Genomic DNA, 18771 nt, shown 5'->3' on the forward strand with positions numbered 1-18771 from the left:
CCCGTTTGCATTTCGCCCACGCGTTGACCGCACGGCGAAGCAGGCGCCACAGCTCCCTCGCGGCATTCCAGCACCGGCGAGCGGGCCAAGGGGGGCCCAAGAGGCGCGCTCTTGCGGCGAATTCTTGCGGCAGGTCAAGGCGAATTCGCCCGCAGGGGGCACATGGATGGGCTAAGATAATTTCGTCAGCCCCGAGACGATGTGATGACCGCCCCTGCCCCCCTTGATGCTTCCACCCTGCTCGCGCGCTACGGGCGCCCCGTGCCGCGCTACACCTCCTACCCCACCGCACCCCACTTCACGCCTGCCGTGACGGGCGAGACCTATGCCCGATGGCTCTCCGCCATTCCCGCGGGCGGTGAGGTTTCGGTCTATGTGCATGTGCCGTTCTGCGCCGAGCTGTGCCTCTATTGCGGCTGCCAGACGGCGGTGGTGCACAATGCCAAGCCCGTCAGCGCCTATGCGGAGCGGCTGGAGGAAGAGATTGCGCGGGTGCGCGCGCACCTGCCCGGCCCGCTCCGGCTGAAGCACCTGCATTTCGGCGGCGGCACCCCGACCATGCTGGCCGATGCGGACTTCGCCCGCGTGATGGGCGCGCTGCGCCGCGCCTTCGACTTCGCGCCCGATGCGGAGATCGCCATCGAGATCGACCCGCGCACCATGGATGCGGACAAGGTAGCGGTGCTGGCCCGCGAGGGCTTCAACCGCGCCAGCCTCGGCGTGCAGGACTTCGAGGAGAAGGTCCAGGACGCCATCGGCCGGCGCCAGTCCTATGCCGACACCAAGGCGGTGGCCGATGCGCTGCGGGCGGCCGGCATCACCGCCATCAATCTCGACCTCATGTACGGCTTGCCGCACCAGACCGCCGCATCGGTGCGGCAGACGGTGGAACAGGCGCTCGGCCTCGATCCGGACCGCATCGCCGTCTTCGGCTACGCCCATGTGCCATGGATGAAGAAGCACCAGACCCTCATTCCCGAGGCAGACCTGCCGGGCGCCGACGAGCGCCTGGCCCAGGCGGAGCTGGTGTCGCAGGTTCTCACCGCGCACGGCTATCGGGCCGTGGGGCTGGACCATTTCGCCCGCGCCAGCGACCCCATGGCCCAGCGTGCCGAGGCCGGCACCCTGAAGCGCAATTTCCAGGGCTACACCACCGACGACGCACCGGTGCTGCTGGGCTTCGGCGCCTCCTCCATCGGCGCGCTGCCGCAGGGCTATGTGCAGAACGTGTCTTCCACCGCACAATGGCACAAGGCCATGGAGGAGGGCGGGCTACCCATCGCCCGGGGCATCGCCCTCAATGAGGAAGACCGGCTGCGCCGCGCCGTCATCGAGCGGCTGATGTGCGACCTGAAGGTGGACCTCGACGCCCTCGCCATCACCCATGGCTTCGATGGCGCCCTGTTCGATGCGGAGCTGGAACGGCTCGAGCCGCTGATCGCGGACGGCCTGGCGGTGCGCCACGGCCGTGTCGTGGAAGTGCCTGAGGCCGCGCGGGCCTTCACCCGCGTGGTGTGCGCGGAGTTCGACCCCCGCCTTCGCGCCGCCCGGGCCCAGGAGCCGGAAAAGAAAAGGCACGCCGCTGCGGTGTAACGCAGGACGTGCCGAGGAAAAGTGCGGCGGTCGATTGCGCCTCCGCCGCACATCGGGGCGCCCCCCGTTGGTGAAATGCGCCAGGCCCGAATGATGGCCGTCTTGAAACCTCTTCGCGGAACGGGAACTCTTCCGCTCACGCGCCGCGTCTACCCGCGAAGCCCCAGCCGTCAGGCGTTGAGGCCGCGCAGCGCGCTGCTGTCCTTCAGGAGCACCCGGCGCGAGGACGGCAGGGCGATGGCCGCAGTCTCCTCAAGATGCGTCAGGGTGCGCGAAACGGTCTCGATGGTCAGGCCGAGATAATCGGCAATGTCCTGGCGGGACATGGGCAGGGTCACTTCCGTGCCGCCGGTGGCGGAGCGCTGCGCCATGTCGAGCAGGAAGGTGGCCACACGCTCCTGCGCGGTCTTGCGACCCAGCACCAGGAGGTGGTTCTGCGCCCGCGTGAGCTCGGCGGCGGTCAGCGCCCAAAGGGCATGGGCGAGGTCGGAATCGTCGCTGGCACGGGCGAACAGGATGGAGCGCTTCACCCGCACCACCTTGCACTCACTCACCGCCTCCGCGGAGAAGCGATGCCGGGCCGCCGTCTCCCAGCCGAACACGTCGCCGGCGAGGCAGAAGGTTTCGATCTGGCGGCGGCCGTCGCCCAGGAGCTTGCAGATCCGCACGGTGCCCGAGAGCACCACGAAGATGTGGTCGGCCGCGGCGTCCTCGGCAAAGATTTCGCAATTGCGGTCGAAGGAGGTCACGACTCCGAGACTAGCGAGCAGTTCGCGCGGGCTGCGCGGGCTCGGCTCCTCGCTCCACTGGACAGACGGCAGCGACGGGACGTAGGCCGTCTGAGTCATTGCGGCAGCGGGGCTCGGCATCGGAAAAACCCTCCTGAAATCCCTATCAGCGATACCGCCATGCCGCCTTGCGTGAAATTCGGACTGAACACTTAAGTCGTGTTCCTTAGGTAGGTTTACGGAGGCGCATCCATTGCGTAACAAGGTATGGACGCGTGCCGCGCGTGTGCGGCGGCTCGACCACCGGCCGCCGCGCGGAACGCCGGCCGAAGCGTGGCGGTGAACACGTTCCCCGCCGCGCCTCGGAACGCACAGGGATGAGGTCAGGGACTTGACGGAGGGAAATACGGCGGCCCCCGAAACGGCGCCTGCACCGGGCTTGTCGCACGGCCTTTCACAGAGCCTCCTGCTGGACCTGGCGCGGGGCGCGGGCGCCGCGGCGGGCGCGCTCGGCCTGTGCACCCTGCTTCAGGTCCCGCCGTTTCAGGGCGCGGGGCCGCTCGTGCTGCTGCTCGCCCCGGTGGCGGTGGGCAGCTTCGGCCTTGCGGCCGCGCTGGCCGCGCTGGCGGGCACACTGGGCGGGGGGCTCGCTCTGGCACTGCTGCAGCCCGCGCTCGGCCCGGTGGACATCACCGCCGCCCTGCTGCTGCCCGTGGCCGGCGGCGGCATCGCGGTGATCGGCGAGCGCCTGCGCCGCACCCGTCTCGACGCCGCTGCCCGCAATCGCGACCTGGTGGCGCGCGAAGCTCACCTGTCCTCCATCCTCAGCACCGTGCCCGACGCCATGGTGGTGATCGACGAGCACGGCGTCATGCAGTCCTTCTCCGCCGCCGCCGAACGCCTGTTCGGCTACAGCGCGGAAGAGGCCGTGGGCCAGAACGTCTCCATTCTCATGCCCTCGCCCCATCGGGAGGGACATGACGGCTATATTTCCCGCTATCTGAATACCGGCGAACAGCGGGTCATCGGTATCGGCCGCGTGGTGGTGGGCGAGCGCAAGGACGGCACCACCTTTCCCATGGAACTGTCGGTCGGCGAGATGCGCTCGGCCTCCCGGCGCTTCTTCACCGGCTTCATCCGCGACCTGACCGAGCGGCAGCAGACCGAGGCCCGCCTGCAGGAGCTGCAGGCCGAGCTGGTGCACATCTCCCGCCTCACGGCCATGGGTGAGATGGCCTCCACCCTGGCCCACGAGCTGAACCAGCCGCTCTCCGCCATCGCCAATTACATCAAGGGCTCGCGGCGGCTGCTGGACGGCGGCGCGGTGCGCATCGAGATGCTCCAGGGGGCGCTGGAGAAGGCGGGCGAACAAGCCCTGCGCGCCGGCCAGATCATCCGCCGCCTGCGCGATTTCGTCTCCCGCGGGGAGAGCGAGCGGCGGCTGGAAAGCCTCTCCAAGATGGTGGAGGAGGCCAGCGCCCTCGCTTTGGTGGGGGCCAAGGAGCATGGGATCCAGGTCCGCTTCCACTATGATCCCAAATGCGACGTGGTGCTGGCGGACAAGGTGCAGGTTCAGCAGGTGCTTCTGAACTTGATGCGCAACGCCCTCGAAGCAATGATGGACGGACCCCGGCGGCAGCTTCTCGTGCAGTCCGAGCCGGTGGAGGACGACATGGTGATGGTGAGCGTCATAGACACGGGCTCGGGCATCTCTCCAGAGGTCAGCCACCAGCTGTTCACGCCCTTCATCACCACCAAGCGGCACGGCATGGGGGTGGGCCTGTCCATCTCGCGCACCATCATCGAAGCCCATGGCGGGCGCATCTGGGCGGAGCCCAATCCGCAAGGAGGCTCCATCTTCCGTTTCACCCTGCGGGCCGTCAGCGACGAGGCGCCCGCCGATGTCTGAGAGCGCCGTGATCCACGTCATCGACGACGACGAGGCCGTACGCGAGTCGCTGGCCTTCCTGCTCGCCACCGCCGGCCACGAGGTGCATGAGCACCCCTCCGCGCGCGCCTTCGTGGAAGCCGGCCTGCCGACCTCCGACCCCAGCGCGTCCTGCATCATCACCGATGTGCGCATGCCGGACATGACCGGAATCGAGCTGCTCCAGCACCTGAAGGAGAAGGGCTCGAGCGTGCCGGTGATCGTGGTGACCGGGCATGGCGACGTGCCGCTGGCGGTGGAGGCCATGAAGCTCGGCGCCGCCGACTTCCTGGAAAAGCCGTTCGACGACGTCGCCATCCTCGACACCGTGAAGGCGGCCCTCGCGCGGATGCGCAAGGCGCACCAGCACGACGCCATGCGCGAAGAGGTGGGCGAGCGCATCGCCGCCCTCTCCCAGCGCGAGCGGCAGGTGCTGGAATGCCTGGTGGCCGGCCAGGCCAACAAGATGATCGCCTATGACCTCGGCATCAGCCCCCGCACGGTCGAGGTCTACCGCGCCAATGTCATGACCAAGATGAAGGCCCAGAGCCTTTCAGAGCTGGTGCGCATGGCGCTCCTCGCCGGTATCACCCCGAACGCGGCGTAAAGCGGGCTTGATCTAACTCAAGGCTGCACGGGGCGCGGTTCGGCTACTTTTGTCGCACACCGACCACGTGGACCCACGACCGGGTCGTGGGAGGCCGACAATGAATCCAGGATGCAAGGTGAGGTCCGTGTCGGAACGCGAGGCTCAGATTCGTGCCGAGGGTCCGCTGGCGGCCGCCCTGCCGCTGTCGCGCATGATGAGCGCCGCCAGGCTCCCGCAGCCTGCCGCGGCGAGCCGTGCCGTACAGCCCTTCGCCGTGACGGTGCCCGAACCCGCCTCCGACGCCACCCGTGTGACGAGCGCGCCCTGGGTGGTCCATATCGTGGATGACGACGCGGCCGTGTGCGGCTCCCTGAAGTTCACCTTCGAGCTCGACGGCTTCGACGTGCGTACCTATGCCGGCTTCCAGGAGCTGATGGCGGCGGACCTCCCGCGCCACGGTTGCATGATCGTCGACTACAACCTTCCAGAGATCAACGGTCTCGAGCTGCTGCGCGAGCTGGACCGGCGCAATGTCCATCTCCCGTCCTTCCTCATCACCAGCAATCCCAGCCCCAATGTCCGCCAGCGGGCGGACGCGCAGGGCGTCGCCATCATCGAGAAGCCGCTGCTGGGCAACCAGCTCAGCGAAGCGGTGCGCGACAGCTTCGTGCGCGCTTTGCCCTGCTGATCGCAGGCGGAACCGCCCGATGCACCGGCGCCGGCTCATGCCCTCAGCCGGCATGGCGTGGCAGTCGCCCGCCGGAGCGACAGACCCCTGACCTGGGCCGCTGGAGAGCACAAATGTCGCATCCGCGCGAAGGTTTTCCGCGCGCGTAGACTTGAGGCAGCTTGGAACAGGACCCACGGCTGCGTTGTGTAGAGGAGTGGGGGCGTGAATTTTTCAATCAAGACGACGTTGGTCGTCCTTTTTTCGCTTGTCGGGGCCATTCTCGCCGTACTTAGCCTTGCCTCCCTCATCACAGCCTATCGCACCAACCGAAGCGCCGACAAAGCCGTGGCCTATGTCCAGGCGGATCAGGGACTGTTCACGGCTTCGGCTGCTTATCGCCTCGAACGGGCGGAAGCCACCACCGTGCTGCCCCTGGCCGCCGACCGCGCGCCCCCATTCATCGCCAAGATGAACGAGCGCCGCGCGCGCGTCGACCAGGCGACGAGCGATGCCCTCGCCCGTCTTGACGCGCTTGGCGAACCCGCCGCGATCACGGTCGCCGCGCGCCTGCGCTCGGCCCTCGGCGCCATCGCTCGGCAGCGCACCGCCATCGACACCGCGCTCCAGCTTCCCGTCGAATCCCGCGACGCCGGGCTCAGCGGCCGGGTGGTCCAGGAATCGAACGCCATCCTGCAGGATCTCGACCAGATCACAGGCACGGTGGAGCGCGAGATCAGCACCCTTGCTCCAACCCTGCTGCGCTTCATCGTGGTCCGTCGTGGAGCGGGCGTCCTGCGCGCCGCGGCCGGTGAGGCCTCGCTGATCGTCAGTGGCAGCCTGCGCGCCAAGAAGGCCTTCACCCCCGCCAACAGCCTCAAGGTGGCCCAGCTGGAGGGGCAGGTTCAGATTGCCTGGGATGACGTGACCTTCATGGCCGGAGCCGCCGACATGCCGGCCGAGCTGCAGGCGGCGGTGGCCAAGGCATCGGACGTGTTTTTCTCCGGTGAGGTCAGCACTTTGCGGCAACGCCTCGTCACGGAGCTGTCGTCGGGCGTCACGCCGGATTTCGAAACGGAAAGCTGGCGGTCCAAGTCCATTCCCGCCTTGGAAACCCTGACCGGAGTGGGGCAATCCGCCATCGAGAACCTGGCCGCGACCGCCAGCCGCGCCGCGTCATCCGCCTGGTATCAGCTGCTGCTCTATGCCGGCCTGCTGGTGGTGGCGCTGGCGGTCAGCGCGATCGGGCTCGCCGTGGTGGTACGCAGGGTGGCTCAGCCCATCGACCGGCTCACCACCGCCATGACGCAGCTGGCTTCCGGCGATCTTTCCGCCCATGTCCCCAATACGCGCCGTCATGACGAGATCGGCGGCATGGCGAAGGCGCTCCACGTCTTCAAGGAGCAGATGGCCCGCAACACCACGCTGGAGGCCGAGGCCCGCGCGGCTCACCAACAGGCCGAGGTCGCGCATCATGAGGCGGTGCTGAAGCTTGCCGGCGAGTTCGAGGGTGCCGTGGGGGCCATTATCGGCGGCGTGGTGTCCTCCTCCGCGCAGCTTCACACCACGGCCCACGCCATGGAGGAAGTGGCGCGGCGCACGTCGGAGCAGTCCGCCGCTGTGGCCGCCGCCTCCGAGGAGGCCTCGTCCAATGTGGTGATGGTGGCCTCGTCCACCGAGGAACTGGGCGCGTCCGTGGATGAAATCGCCCGCCAGGTCCAGCAATCCGCCCTGATGTCCCAGGCGGCTGTCGACGAGGCGGAGAAGACCGGCCGGGTGATCCAGGAGCTGGCACAGGCGGCCACCCGCATCGGCGACGTGGTAAGTCTCATTTCCAGCATTGCCGCGCAAACCAACCTGCTCGCGCTCAATGCCACCATCGAGGCGGCCCGCGCCGGTGACGCCGGCAAGGGGTTCGCCGTGGTCGCCTCGGAAGTCAAGGATCTGGCCACCCAGACGGCGAAGGCGACGGAGGAAATCGAGAGCCAGATCAGCTCCATCCAGACCAGCACCAAGCATGCGGTGCAGGTCATCGAAAGCGTCGGCGTCCAGATCAGGAAGATGAGCGACACCGCCGCCAGCATCTCCGCCGCCGTGGAGCAGCAGGACGTGGCGACCCGCGAGATCGCGCGCAACGTGGAACAGGCGGCCGCCGGCACCAATTCGGTGAGCGAACATATCACCAAGGTGGCGCAGACCGCCGACGAAACCGGCGAATCGGCCGGCCTCGTTCTCACCGCCGCCGCAGAGCTCTCCGACCAGGCAAACCGCCTTGAAACGGAAATGCAGCGGTTCCTGAAAACGGTGCGGGTGTGACGCGCCACGTCACCCGATGCCGCGCGACGGGCAAAACCGCCGTCGGCCTGGAAACCTGAGTTTTCACAACCTGGGGCACATGCTCCAGGTTGTGCCTGCGCCAGTCTGCCTCCGGGAAATGGATCCAGTTCGGCTGCCTTTCCCACCCGAGGACTCGACAAGGCGTGCGTGCCGGGTTTGATCGCGTGTCACCATGGACGCCGGACCACCTCCGCGCGTCGCGGAAACCGGAAGGCCAAACATGACCACCCGCAATCTCGACGCCCTGTTCCATCCCGCCGCCATCGCCCTGGTGGGCGCCAGCAACAAGCCCGGCACCATCGGCGCCGTGATTGCCCAGAATCTGTTCGAGGCGGGCTTTCCCGGCCCCATCCTGACGGTCAACTCCAAGGAGCGCGTGCTGCGCTCCTCGCTCAACTATGCCCATGTGGGCGACCTGCCCATTCCGGTCGATCTCGCCGTTGTCACGGCAGAGCCGGATCAGGTGCCGCAGATCATCGCCGACCTGGGTGCCAAGGGCTGCCGGGCGGCGGTGGTGACGGCTTCCGCCTTCGGTGAGGGCGCCAAGCTCGAGGGCACGGAGGTGCTCCAGCGCATGCTGGACGCGGCGAAGCCGCATCTGCTGCGCATTCTCGGCCCCAACTGCATCGGCTTCATTTCCACCGGCGCGCGCATCAACGCCAGCGTCGCCCACCTGATGCCGGCGAAGGGCGACGTGGCCTTCGTCACCCAGTCGCGCACCATGGCCAATGCGGTGCTCGACTGGGCCAGCGCGCGGGGCATCGGCTTTTCCCATGTGATCTCGCTGGGCGACAAGGGCGACATCGATTTCGGCGATCTGCTCGACTATCTCGCCTTGGACAACACCACCCGCGCCATCCTGCTCTATGTCGAAAACATCACGGATGCGCGCAAGTTCATGTCCGCCGGGCGTATCGCGGCGCGTGCCAAGCCGGTGGTGGTCATCAAGGCGGGCCGCAGCGCGGCGGGCGCGAAGGCTGCCCTGTCGCACACCGGTTCGCTGGCGGGCGCGGACCTCGTCTACGACGCCGCCTTCCGCCGCGCCGGTATGCTGCGCGTGCCGGAACTGCGCGAGGTGTTCGAAGCCATCACCACCCTGTCGTCCGGCATCCGCCTTCATGGCGACCGCATCGCCATCCTCACCAATGGCGGCGGGGCTGGCGTGCTGGCGGTGGACGCGCTGGAGGACACGGGCGGCGAGCTCGCGGCCCTCGATGTGGAAACCCACGCCAAGCTGGCGCCGATGCTGCCCTCCGGCTGCGCGCCGGCAAACCCGGTCAACATCCTGGCCAATGCGCCGCCCAAGCGTTACGCCGAAACCCTCAAGGCGCTGCTCTCGGACAAGGGCTCGGACGGCGTTCTGGTTCTGAACTGCCCCACCGCCGTGGCCGACGCCAAGGGCTCCGCCGACGCGGTGATGGAGGTTCTGGAAACCCGCCCGCGGGCGCCGGTGCTCACCTGCTGGCTGGGCGAGAGCGCGGCCGGCGAGGTGCGGCGCAAATTCGCCGCCCGCCGCATTCCCACCTATGAGACGCCCGACGAGGCGGTGCGCGCCTTCGGCCATCTGGTGGCCTACCAGCGCAACCAGACCCTCTTGATGGAAACCCCGCCGGCCCGCACCTTCGAGGAACCCGACCGCGCCGAGGCCCAGCGCATCGTGGAAGCGGCCCTGGCCGCCGGACGCAAGGCGCTGGGCGAGTTCGAGGCGAAGGCCGTGCTCGCCGCCTATGACATTCCGGTGGTGGAAACCCGCATCGCGGCCACGCCGGAAGAGGCCGGCCGCATTGCCGCGGAGATGGGCCTGCCCGTGGTGGTGAAGGTGTTCTCCCACGACATCACCCACAAGTCCGACGTGGGCGGCGTGAGACTCGACCTGCACAACGCCACGGCGGTGGAGAATGCCTGCCGCGAGATCATCGCCTCGGTGGCGGAGAAGCTGCCGACCGCCAAGGTGGACGGCTTCACCGTGCAGCAGATGGTGCATCGGCCCCACGCCCAGGAGCTCATTGCCGGCATCGCCAATGATCCCACCTTCGGTCCCGTCGTCCTGTTCGGCCAGGGCGGCACGGCGGTGGAGGTGATCGGCGACTGGGCGGTGGCGCTGCCGCCGCTCAACGGCGTGCTGGCGCGCGAGATGATCTCGCGCACCCGCGTCGCCAAGCTGCTGGCCGGCTATCGCGACCACCCCCCGGCGGACATGGACGCCATCGCCTCCACCCTCATCAAGATCGGCGAGCTGCTGGCGGACCTGCCGCAGATCGCGGAGCTCGACATCAACCCGCTGCTGGCGGACGAAAACGGGGTGATCGCCCTCGACGCCCGCATCGTGGTGAGCGAGGCGACCCAGGACGGCACCAAGCGCTTCGCCATCCGCCCCTATCCGCCCGAGCATGTGAAGCAGATCCCGCTCACCGACGGGCACTTCGTGATCCTGCGCCCCATCCGCCCCGAGGATGAGCCGGGGCTGGTGGACGTGGTGCGCCGGTCCGATCCGCAGGACGTGCGCATGCGCTTCCTGGGCTCGGTGAAGGACTTCCCTCACCTCATGGCCGCCCGCCTGTCGCAGATCGACTATGACCGCGAGATGGCCTTCGTGGCGGTGGAGGACGGCGGCGACATCTGCGGCGTGGTGCGCATCATCGCCGATCCGGACAATGACGAGGCCGAATACGCCATCATGGTGCGCTCGGACATGAAGGGCAAAGGCCTTGGCTATCGGCTCATGACCGAAATCCTGGAGCACGCCCGCAGCCGCGGCCTGAAGCGCGTGTTCGGAGACGTGATGCGCGAGAACGGACCGATGCTCCACATGGCGGAGGATCTCGGCTTCAAGGTCGCCCCCAGCAGCGAGGACCCCTCCGTGATGCGGGTGGTGATCACCCTGTGATGACGCCGATACCTGCACAAGCTTGACGCCACCGCGGGTGGGGCCCATTATTCGGGCTTGCATAGGGAATGGGCGCGACACACCATGTGCTTCAACGGGTGGCGCCGCGCCGTGCGCGCCTGGGCGGAAGCGACTATTCCTGAAACGTGTCTGCCGCTGTTTCTTGAGAAATCTGGGAGCTCGGCGACCCAATCACCGGCGTTCGCGAGATGGCGACTGAGATCTTAGACGAGGCGGCGAGTGGCCCGTGGCGGTCGGAATATCTGGCCCTGCACGATCCGCTCACCGCGCTTCCGAACCGCCTGCTGATGCTCGAATTCCTGACCGGCGCCCTCGGCGCGGCCCAGGACGAATCGCGCATGGTCGCGGTGATCACGCTCGACATCGACAATTTCCGCCAGATCAATGACAGCTTCGGGCGGGGCACCGGCGACAAGGTCCTTGTCGAGATGTCCCAGCGCCTTCGCCGCTGCGTGCGAGACCACGATCTGGTCGCGCGGGTCGGGGCCGACGAATTCGTGCTGGTCGCCACCGGCCTCAGCGATGCCAAGACCGCCGAGCGCATGTGCGGCCGCCTGCAGAACGCCCTTTCAGCTCCGGTGACCGTGGAGAAAAACACGATCTACCCCCAGGCCACGCTGGGCATCGCGCTGGCACCGGCCGACGGCGACGAGGCGGACGCGCTGGTGCATCGCGCCGGGCTTGCCTTGGAGCGGGCCAAGGCCATCGGGCCGGGCGTGTTCTATTTCTTCACCGCCGAGATGAATGACGACGCGAGCGTCCAGCGCTCGCTGGAAGGCGATCTGCGGCGGGCCATCGTCTCCGACCAGTTCGTGCTGCTGTTCCAGCCCCGCTGGAGCGCGGACACCCTGCGCATCATCGGCGTCGAGGCGCTGATCCGCTGGGACCATCCCCAGCTCGGCCGCCTGGTGCCGGACGATTTCGTGCCGCTGGCCGAAAAGAGCGGGCTCGTCGTGCCCATGGGCGAATGGGTGCTGCGCAAGGCGTGCGACACCATCGCGCGGCTGCCGGGGCTCAACATCTCGGTCAACGTCTCCGTGGTGCAGTTCCGGGGCGGGGAGCTGGTGGGGACGGTGGACTCCATCCTCAAGGCCACCGACCTGCCGCCACACCGGCTGGAGCTCGAGATCACCGAGAGCGTACTCATCGAGAACACGGACAAGGCCCTTGAAATGCTGGTGCAGCTCAAGGAACTGGGCGTGCGCCTGTCCATGGACGATTTCGGCACCGGCTATTCGTCGCTGGGCTATCTGCGCAGCTTCCCCTTCGATGCGCTGAAGATCGACCGCAGCTTCGTCGGCGACCTGGACCAGAGCAAGGGCGCGCTCGCCATCGTGCAGGCCATTCTCGGCCTCGGCCGGGCGCTGGGCATGCAGGTGGTGGCGGAAGGGGTGGAGACCGAAAGCCAGCTCGCCTGCCTGAAGGCGGACCGCTGCGACGAGGTGCAGGGCTATTATCTCGGCCGCCCCATGACCGAAGAGGCGCTGGTGGCTTTCGTCGCCCACCATGGCCGCGCCAACGCCTGAGGGCGCCTCACTGTCCGTAAAGGAGACGCCCCCGGCTCAGCCGAGCCAGGGCGCCATGCGGTCCAGCCCGATGAGGGCATCGGCATCCACCCGCGGTCGCACCACCGCGGCGTCGTCACCCTTCACCAGCACTTCGGGCACCAGCGCGCGGGTGTTGTATGTGGAAGCCTGCACGGCGCCATAGGCGCCCGCCGTCATCACCGCCAGCAGATCACCGGCCTTCACATCGGGCATCTCCCGGTCGAGGGCCAGGAAATCACCGGTTTCGCACACCGGGCCGACCACGTCCGCCACGATCAGGGGCGTATCGGCGGCGGGCTCGGCCACCGGCAGGATGTCGTGGTGGGCCTCGTAGAGCGTGGGGCGGATGAGGTCATTCATGGCCGCATCCACGATGACGAAGGTCTTGCCTTCGCCGTGCTTCACATAAATCACGCGGGTGACGAGGATGCCCGCATTGGCCACCACCATGCGGCCCATCTCGAACACCAGCGGCAGATTGAGCCCGCCCAAGGCGCGGCGCACCACCGCGGCATATTCCGTCGGCGGGGGCGGCACCGGGTCACTGGCCGCATAGGGTACGCCGAGACCGCCGCCGAGATCGAGATGATGCAGCCGGTGGCCGGCGGCGATCAGGTCGCGGGCGAGATCGGCCAGCAGGGCCACGGCGTTTTCCACCGGCCCCATGTCCGTGATCTGGCTGCCGATATGCATGTCGACGCCGGTGACGGCCAGACCCGGCAGGCGCGCCACCAGATCATAGACCTCCCGCGCCCGCGAGATCGGGATACCGAACTTGGTGGCCGAGCGACCGGTGGAGATCTTCTTATGGGTCTTGGCGTCCACGTCCGGATTGACGCGGATGGACACCGGTGCCGTGCGCCCGAGCGCGGTCGCGACCTCCGAGAGCACATGCAGCTCGGGTTCGCTCTCCACATTGAAGCAGAGGATGCCGGCGGCGATGGCCTCCGCCATTTCCTCGCGGGTCTTGCCGACGCCGGAAAAGACGATGCGCTCGCCGGGCACCCCGGCCGCCAGCGCCCGCCGGAGTTCGCCCACGGAGACGATATCCGCGCCGGCGCCGAGCCGGGCCAGGGTGGAGATCACCGACTGGTTGGAATTGGCCTTGAGCGCGTAGCACAAGAGCGCCTCGCGGTCGGCGAAGGCGTCCATGAACACCTTGTAGTGCCGCTCCAGCGTGGCGGTGGAATAGCAGTAAAACGGGGTGCGAACCTCGGACGCGAGCGTCACGAGGTCCACGCCCTCAGCGTGGAGTCGCCCGTTGCGGTAGTCGAAATGGCGCATGGAACTGTCTTCGGATTGCGCGGCGCCGATCAAGACGGCGCCGCCGGCGGCTCACAGAAGGCCGTCGAGAATGAAGGGGCGGTCGGGCCGCACGACGCCTTGAAGGCTGTCGGGCTTTGCGCCTGCGTTGTTCTGCTGGCTCTTTTCCCAGGCCGCATGGGGCGTGGCCGTATTGGCCATATCGGAGGCCGACAGCGCGGAGTGGAAACCCGCGACCGAAGAGGAGGGCGGCGGCACAACCACCGCCGGCGTCTGGGCCTGGACGTGAGGCTGCGGGGCGCCGGGCGGCGGCTCCAACGGACCCTTCACGCCACACGCCGCCAGGGCGAAGGCGGCGACGAGCGCCAGGGGCAAGGTGAGGCGAAACATGAAGCTCTGAGCCATCCGGTCTATTCGCGGCCAATATAGCCTGAGCCGCGCCAAAGGCGAGCCCCTTCCAATGCCTGTGCGCGTGGCCGGCCTCACACACCGGACGGCGTGGCGCGCAGGACACGGACCACGCCCCGCCCGCCTTGGTTTTGCCACCGCCCATCCACGGTGCCGCCAGCATTCTCGCCGCGCCTTGAATGTAGTCGGAGAATTCATTGTCGTAACTTTGCGGCACGGCATAAGGTTCGCCCGCGTCCTGAGTTGGCGGCGGCGCGCCGGGCATCCGGCGGCCGCGAGAACCACAGGCGCCTGCCCCGAATTCCGGTGTCATTCCATGGATGTCTCGTCCTCCCCCGCCGCTGGCGCCGGGCCAAGGGCCGTGCGTCTCGCGCTGCTGGCGCTTGCGCTCGCCTCTTTCGGCATCGGCACGACCGAATATGTCATTGTCGGCCTGCTGCCGAATGTTGCCACCGACCTTTCGGTAAGCATCCCGCAAGCCGGCTTACTGGTGACGGGCTATGCGCTGAGCGTGACCTTCGGCTCGCCCTTCCTCGCCATCGCCACCGCGCGGATGAACCGGCGCCATGCGCTGATGCTGCTGATGGGGGTGTTCATCGCCGGCAACCTGCTGTGCGCCCTGGCCCCTGATTTCTGGCTGCTGATGGGCGCGCGCATCGTCACCGCTTTGTGCCATGGCGCCTTCTTCGGGCTGGGCGCGGTGGTGGCGGCCGAGCTTTCGCCGCCGAGCCGCAAGGCGCAGGCCATCGCCATGATGTTCGCCGGCCTCACCATCGCCAATGTGCTGGGCGTGCCGCTCGGCACCGCCATGGGCGAGGTCTTCTCCTGGCGCGACACCTTCCTGGCGGTGGTCGGCATCGGCGTCCTGGCGGCGATCGCCCTCGCCGTCTGGCTGCCGCGCGAGCTGCCGGCGCCGCGCCTGGAGCTGAAGCGCGAGGCGAAGGCCATCGGCAGCGTCCAGGTAATGCTGGCCATGCTCATTTCCATCGTGGCCTCGTCCAGCCTGTTCAGCGTGTTCACCTACATCGCGCCCATCCTCACCGGGCATACCGGCGTCTCCGCCCATGGGGTCACGCTGATGCTGCTGGTGTTCGGCGTCGGCCTCACGGCGGGTAATTTCGGCGGGGGCTGGCTGGCCGATCGCAGCCTGATGCCGACTGTCATTGGCGTGACGGCGGTGGAAGTGGTGCTGCTGGCCCTGTTTCCGCTCACCAGCGCCCATCCGCTGCCGGCGGCCATCACCTTGTTCGTGTGGGGCGCGCTCGCATTCGCGCTGGTGGCGCCGCTGCAGATGCAGGTGGTGAAGGAAGCGGCAGGCGCGCCCAACCTGGCCTCCACCATCAATCAGGGGGCGTTCAACCTGGGCAATGCCATCGGCGCCGGCCTGGGCGGCTTCGGGCTCTCCATCGGCCTCGGCTATATGGAGCTGCCCTGGATGGGGGCGACCCTTGCGGCCATCGCCATGCTGCTCGCCATCATCTCCCACCGGCTGGAGCAGCCGGCCGAGGCGGCGGTGGAGCAGGATTCCGGGCCCCTTACGCCGGCGATCTGACCCCATCGGCCGCTATCGGACCGGGCGTGTTCGCTCCAACGCCGCACGGTTTGGCCAAAGGCCCCTGCCGAAAGCTCAGGGGCCTTTTTGCCATCCGCCGGAGCCCCTGCCCTCACTGGCGGCTGGCGCTCGCGGCCGCGCCGCCGGCTAGCTCCACGATCTCGTTGGTGATCTCCTCCTGCCGCAACTGGCGGGAGCGGGCGACAAGAGTTTCCAACGTCTTGTCCACATTGGCGCGGGCCGCGATCATGGCCCGCATGCGCGCCTCGTTCTCCGCGGCGAAGGAGAGCATGACCGCCTCCGCCACCTCGGTGAACACATATTCTTCCACAAGGCGCGCCAGCAGCAGGTCCGGCGGCAGGTTGGTCAGCGGCGGCACCGCGTGCCGGGCCAAAGGGAAGCGCGCGAAATCGAACGGCACCAAGCGCTTTTCCGCCACCTGGGCGGCGCCGTCCCCGGGCAATGCGTGCAGCAGGCTCACTTCCGGCCCACCCTCCAGCCGGGCATAGAGCGCGTCCACCACGCGGCTGGCCAAAGCGGGCGCCTGGTCGGGATGGGCGATCATGGGCGCGGACCAGTCGTAGGAAAGGCCCTTCTCCTCCGCCACCAACAGGCCCCGATCGCCCACGATGAAGAGGGTGAAGGGCCGGTCCGCCGCCCGCGCACGCACCCGTTCGGCCGCATCCAGCACATGGGCGCTGAAGGCCCCCGCGAACCCCTGTTCCGCGCACAAGGCGATGACGAGCCGCCCGTGGTGCCCGCCTTCCGGATGCGCCGGCGCCCCCTGCCCCGGTGGCAGAAAAGCCAGAGCGTGGCCGATGCCCTCGCCGATGGTGCGCGCATAGGCGCGGATGCCGTCGAGCTGGGCCCGTGCCTCCCGCGCGCGGGCGGCGGCGATGCCGCGCATGGCGCTGATGACGGCGGACAATTGATGCACCGTGCGGATGCGCTGGGTGACATCGATCAGCCGCTCTGTCACGACGGCAGCCCCCCGGCCAGATCCTCCGCCAGACCCCGCACCAAATCGGTCAGCTTCTTCCGCGTCTCGTCCTTGAGCTGGCCCGTCTGCGCGAGCTCCGCCACCTCAGGCCCGCCATTCTGGTCGAGATGGACCGGCAGGCGCGCGCGCAGCAGGGGGATGAGCTCCGGCGGGTGCGCGTCGAACACGCCATCGGCCAGCGCCGCCAGCAAGGCCACCTGATCCACCAGCCGCAGATTGGCGAAGCGCGGCTGGGTGAGCAGAGCGCGGATGCGCTCGCCACGGGTGATTTGCGCCTTCACCCGCGTGTCGGAGATGCCACCGAAACGGGTGAACATCTCCAGCTCCAGGAACTGGGAATAATCGAGCCGCAGCCGCCCCGAAACATCGCGCAGCGCCCGTTTCTGCGCCTTGCCGCCCACGCGGGAGACCGAGAGGCCCACATCCACCGCCGGGCGCTGATTGGCCGCGAACAGGCGCGAATCGAGCACGATCTGGCCATCGGTGATGGAGATGAGATTGGTGGGAATATAAGCGGAGAGATTGCCCGCATCCGTCTCGGCCACCGGCAGCGCGGTGAGCGAGCCGCCGCCCAGCTCAGGCGAAAGCTTGGCCGCCCGCTCCAGCATGCGGGCATGCACATAGAAGATGTCGCCGGGATAGGCCTCGCGCCCCGGCGGCTCGCGGGTGAGGAGGGCAAGCTCGCGATGGGTGGCGGCGTGACGGGTGAGATCGTCCACCACGATCAGCGCATGGCCGCCTTTGTCGCGGAAATATTCGGCCATGGTGAAGCCGGCGAAGGGCGCGATCCATTGCAGCCCCGGTGCGGCCGAGGCTTCCGCCACCACGAAGATGCAGCGCTCGGGCGCGCCATGGGCCTTGATGGCCTCGATCACCCGCTCCACGGCGCTGGCGCGCTGGCCCACCGCCACGTAGACGCTGATGATGTCCGAACTCTTCTGGTTGATGATGGCATCCACCGCCACCGCCGTCTTGCCGGTGGCGCGATCGCCGATGATCAGCTCGCGCTGGCCGCGCCCCAACGCGAACAGGGAATCCACCACCAGAACGCCCGTTTCCACCGGCGCGCTCACGAGGTCGCGCTCGATGATGGCGGGCGCGGGCCGTTCGATGGGGTGGAGCGCCTGCGCGGCAATGGGCGGGCCGCCGTCCAGCGGACGCCCCAGCGGGTCCACCACGCGGCCGAGCAGCCCCTCGCCCACCGGCACCCGCACGACCTCGCCGGAACCCGTGACCTTGGAGCCGGCGGCGATGGCGGCCGCATCGTCCAGCAGCACGGCGCCGATGGCGTCGGCGTCCAGGGTCAAGGCGTAGCCCAGGCGGCCGCCCTCGAATTTCAGGATCTCATCGAGCCGCACGTCGGGCAAACCGGAGACGCGGGCAATGCCGTCCGCCACCTCCTCCACCCGCCCGATGGCCTCGGCTTCCACGGAAAGGTCGGCGCGGGCGACGGCTTGGCGGCCCCGGGCGAGCCAGTCGGCGGGGGCCGCGTCCGAAGTGGGCGCATCATGCTCCATGGCGCGTGAGCTCCTTCAGGATGCGATCGAGATCGGCGCGGAAGGTGTTGCGCACCACCGCATGGGGCGCATCCAGTTCCAGGCCCGCGATCAGCTCCGGCACCACCTCCACCGCCAGCGTCACCGGCCGGCCGAGCACGGCAGTGAGCTTCGTGCGGCAGGCGTCCGCCTCCGCCTCGGTGAGGGCGCGGGGGGCCTTGAGGGCGAGCGGGCCTTCCGCCGCTGCGAGGGTGGTGCGCGAGGCCTCGGGCAGCGCCGCCACGCCGTCCGCCAGATCGCCGATGAAGGGGGAAACCTGCGCCTCCGCCGGCACGCGGGTGAGCAGGCGGGCGGCGATGTCCACCGCCAGATGGCTGGCGCGGTCCGCATCCTCCCGCTCGGCGGTGGCGCGGGCGGCGGAAATCTCGGCTTCCGCGCCCTTGCGCAGCGCCTCAACCTCCGCCCGGGCGGCAGCGAGCAGGGCCTTTTTCTGCGCTTCCGCATCGGTGGCGGCGGCGTCCAGCTTGTCCTTGCGCGCGGCGGCGATGGCGGCGGCCGCCGCCTTGGCCTTGGCCTGTTCGGCCTCGGCGGCGGTGCGGGCGGCGCGGGCGGCGTCGAGGTCGCGGGTGGCCGCCGCCTGCCGCTCCGCCATCATGGCCACAACGGGGCGAAACAGGAAGCGCGAGAGAATGAACAGCAGGACCAGGACGTTGATCGCCTGCAGCGCGAGCGTCCACCAGTCGATGGTCATGGGCC

General features: G+C 68.6%; 14 protein-coding genes. 8 read left to right on the forward strand and 6 right to left on the reverse strand.

The features are described from left to right. The first annotated feature begins 204 nt into the window (after positions 1-204). Positions 205-1593 carry an oxygen-independent coproporphyrinogen III oxidase gene (hemN, locus tag V5F26_RS03915; RefSeq protein WP_394058394.1) on the forward strand — a complete coding sequence of 463 codons (1389 nt, stop codon included), beginning with the start codon at positions 205-207 and terminating at the stop codon, positions 1591-1593. Positions 1594-1763: 170 nt separating this feature from the next. On the opposite strand, the gene V5F26_RS03920 is transcribed toward hemN, so the two are convergent. Further along, entirely contained in the window at positions 1764-2462 is a 699-nt protein-coding gene (locus tag V5F26_RS03920; protein ID WP_394947868.1) for a helix-turn-helix domain-containing protein, read from the reverse strand. A 250-nt stretch (positions 2463-2712) separates the two neighbouring features. Here V5F26_RS03920 and V5F26_RS03925 point away from each other — a divergent pair, with 250 nt between their 5' ends. From V5F26_RS03925 to V5F26_RS03950, 6 genes are all read left to right on the forward strand, one after another. Next, positions 2713-4230: a PAS domain-containing sensor histidine kinase gene (locus V5F26_RS03925; RefSeq protein ID WP_234052854.1), complete on the forward strand. Its 1518-nt coding sequence runs from the start codon at positions 2713-2715 to the stop codon at positions 4228-4230. After that, complete coding sequence (fixJ, locus tag V5F26_RS03930; RefSeq protein ID WP_394058391.1) at positions 4223-4855, forward strand: response regulator FixJ; 633 nt, start codon at positions 4223-4225, stop codon at positions 4853-4855. The genes V5F26_RS03925 and fixJ overlap by 8 nt, the downstream gene beginning before the upstream one ends. Before the next feature lie 127 nt (positions 4856-4982). Beyond that, on the forward strand, positions 4983-5525 hold the full coding sequence (locus V5F26_RS03935; protein ID WP_234052852.1) for a response regulator: 543 nt from the start codon (positions 4983-4985) through the stop codon (positions 5523-5525). A 204-nt stretch (positions 5526-5729) separates the two neighbouring features. Beyond that, the gene (locus V5F26_RS03940; RefSeq protein ID WP_394947867.1) at positions 5730-7820 is read left to right on the forward strand and encodes a methyl-accepting chemotaxis protein; all 2091 of its coding nucleotides are present in this window, start codon (positions 5730-5732) and stop codon (positions 7818-7820) included. Between the two features lie 241 nt (positions 7821-8061). After that, entirely contained in the window at positions 8062-10728 is a 2667-nt protein-coding gene (locus V5F26_RS03945) for a bifunctional acetate--CoA ligase family protein/GNAT family N-acetyltransferase (protein WP_394058386.1), read from the forward strand. Between the two features lie 209 nt (positions 10729-10937). Beyond that, complete coding sequence (locus tag V5F26_RS03950; RefSeq protein ID WP_394058384.1) at positions 10938-12275, forward strand: putative bifunctional diguanylate cyclase/phosphodiesterase; 1338 nt, start codon at positions 10938-10940, stop codon at positions 12273-12275. Between the two features lie 36 nt (positions 12276-12311). Here the strand turns inward: V5F26_RS03950 and lysA are convergent, their stop codons facing one another. Both lysA and lptM read right to left on the reverse strand, forming a co-directional pair. After that, positions 12312-13580 carry a diaminopimelate decarboxylase gene (gene lysA / locus V5F26_RS03955; protein ID WP_394058382.1) on the reverse strand — a complete coding sequence of 423 codons (1269 nt, stop codon included), beginning with the start codon at positions 13578-13580 and terminating at the stop codon, positions 12312-12314. A 51-nt stretch (positions 13581-13631) separates the two neighbouring features. Continuing rightward, entirely contained in the window at positions 13632-13964 is a 333-nt protein-coding gene (lptM, locus tag V5F26_RS03960; protein ID WP_394058380.1) for an LPS translocon maturation chaperone LptM, read from the reverse strand. Between the two features lie 319 nt (positions 13965-14283). Here lptM and V5F26_RS03965 point away from each other — a divergent pair, with 319 nt between their 5' ends. Beyond that, positions 14284-15519, forward strand: coding sequence for an MFS transporter (locus tag V5F26_RS03965; protein ID WP_394947866.1), 1236 nt, complete (start codon positions 14284-14286; stop codon positions 15517-15519). A gap of 112 nt (positions 15520-15631) precedes the next feature. Here V5F26_RS03965 and V5F26_RS03970 read toward each other — a convergent pair whose 3' ends face one another. The 3 genes from V5F26_RS03970 to V5F26_RS03980 are packed head-to-tail and all read right to left on the reverse strand — an operon-like array spanning position 15632 to position 18766. Next, on the reverse strand, positions 15632-16498 hold the full coding sequence (locus tag V5F26_RS03970) for a F0F1 ATP synthase subunit gamma (protein ID WP_394947865.1): 867 nt from the start codon (positions 16496-16498) through the stop codon (positions 15632-15634). After that, positions 16495-18036: a F0F1 ATP synthase subunit alpha gene (locus V5F26_RS03975; RefSeq protein WP_394947864.1), complete on the reverse strand. Its 1542-nt coding sequence runs from the start codon at positions 18034-18036 to the stop codon at positions 16495-16497. The genes V5F26_RS03970 and V5F26_RS03975 overlap by 4 nt, the downstream gene beginning before the upstream one ends. Beyond that, the gene (locus tag V5F26_RS03980) at positions 18026-18766 is read right to left on the reverse strand and encodes a F0F1 ATP synthase subunit B (protein WP_394947863.1); all 741 of its coding nucleotides are present in this window, start codon (positions 18764-18766) and stop codon (positions 18026-18028) included. Before V5F26_RS03980 ends, V5F26_RS03975 begins: the two co-directional genes overlap by 11 nt. Positions 18767-18771 lie beyond the last annotated feature (5 nt).

It is taken from the genome of Xanthobacter variabilis (assembly GCF_043831965.2).
Lineage (GTDB): Bacteria > Pseudomonadota > Alphaproteobacteria > Rhizobiales > Xanthobacteraceae > Xanthobacter.

Coding starts and splice junctions, on each gene's coding strand:
- hemN (WP_394058394.1), top strand. CDS start 205: ATGACCGCCCCTGCCCCCCTTGATGCTTCCACCCTGCTCGCGCGCTAC.
- V5F26_RS03920 (WP_394947868.1), bottom strand. CDS start 2,462: ATGCCGAGCCCCGCTGCCGCAATGACTCAGACGGCCTACGTCCCGTCG.
- fixJ (WP_394058391.1), top strand. CDS start 4,223: ATGTCTGAGAGCGCCGTGATCCACGTCATCGACGACGACGAGGCCGTA.
- V5F26_RS03945 (WP_394058386.1), top strand. CDS start 8,062: ATGACCACCCGCAATCTCGACGCCCTGTTCCATCCCGCCGCCATCGCC.
- V5F26_RS03950 (WP_394058384.1), top strand. CDS start 10,938: ATGGCGACTGAGATCTTAGACGAGGCGGCGAGTGGCCCGTGGCGGTCG.
- lysA (WP_394058382.1), bottom strand. CDS start 13,580: ATGCGCCATTTCGACTACCGCAACGGGCGACTCCACGCTGAGGGCGTG.
- lptM (WP_394058380.1), bottom strand. CDS start 13,964: ATGGCTCAGAGCTTCATGTTTCGCCTCACCTTGCCCCTGGCGCTCGTC.
- V5F26_RS03965 (WP_394947866.1), top strand. CDS start 14,284: ATGGATGTCTCGTCCTCCCCCGCCGCTGGCGCCGGGCCAAGGGCCGTG.
- V5F26_RS03975 (WP_394947864.1), bottom strand. CDS start 18,036: ATGGAGCATGATGCGCCCACTTCGGACGCGGCCCCCGCCGACTGGCTC.
- V5F26_RS03980 (WP_394947863.1), bottom strand. CDS start 18,766: ATGACCATCGACTGGTGGACGCTCGCGCTGCAGGCGATCAACGTCCTG.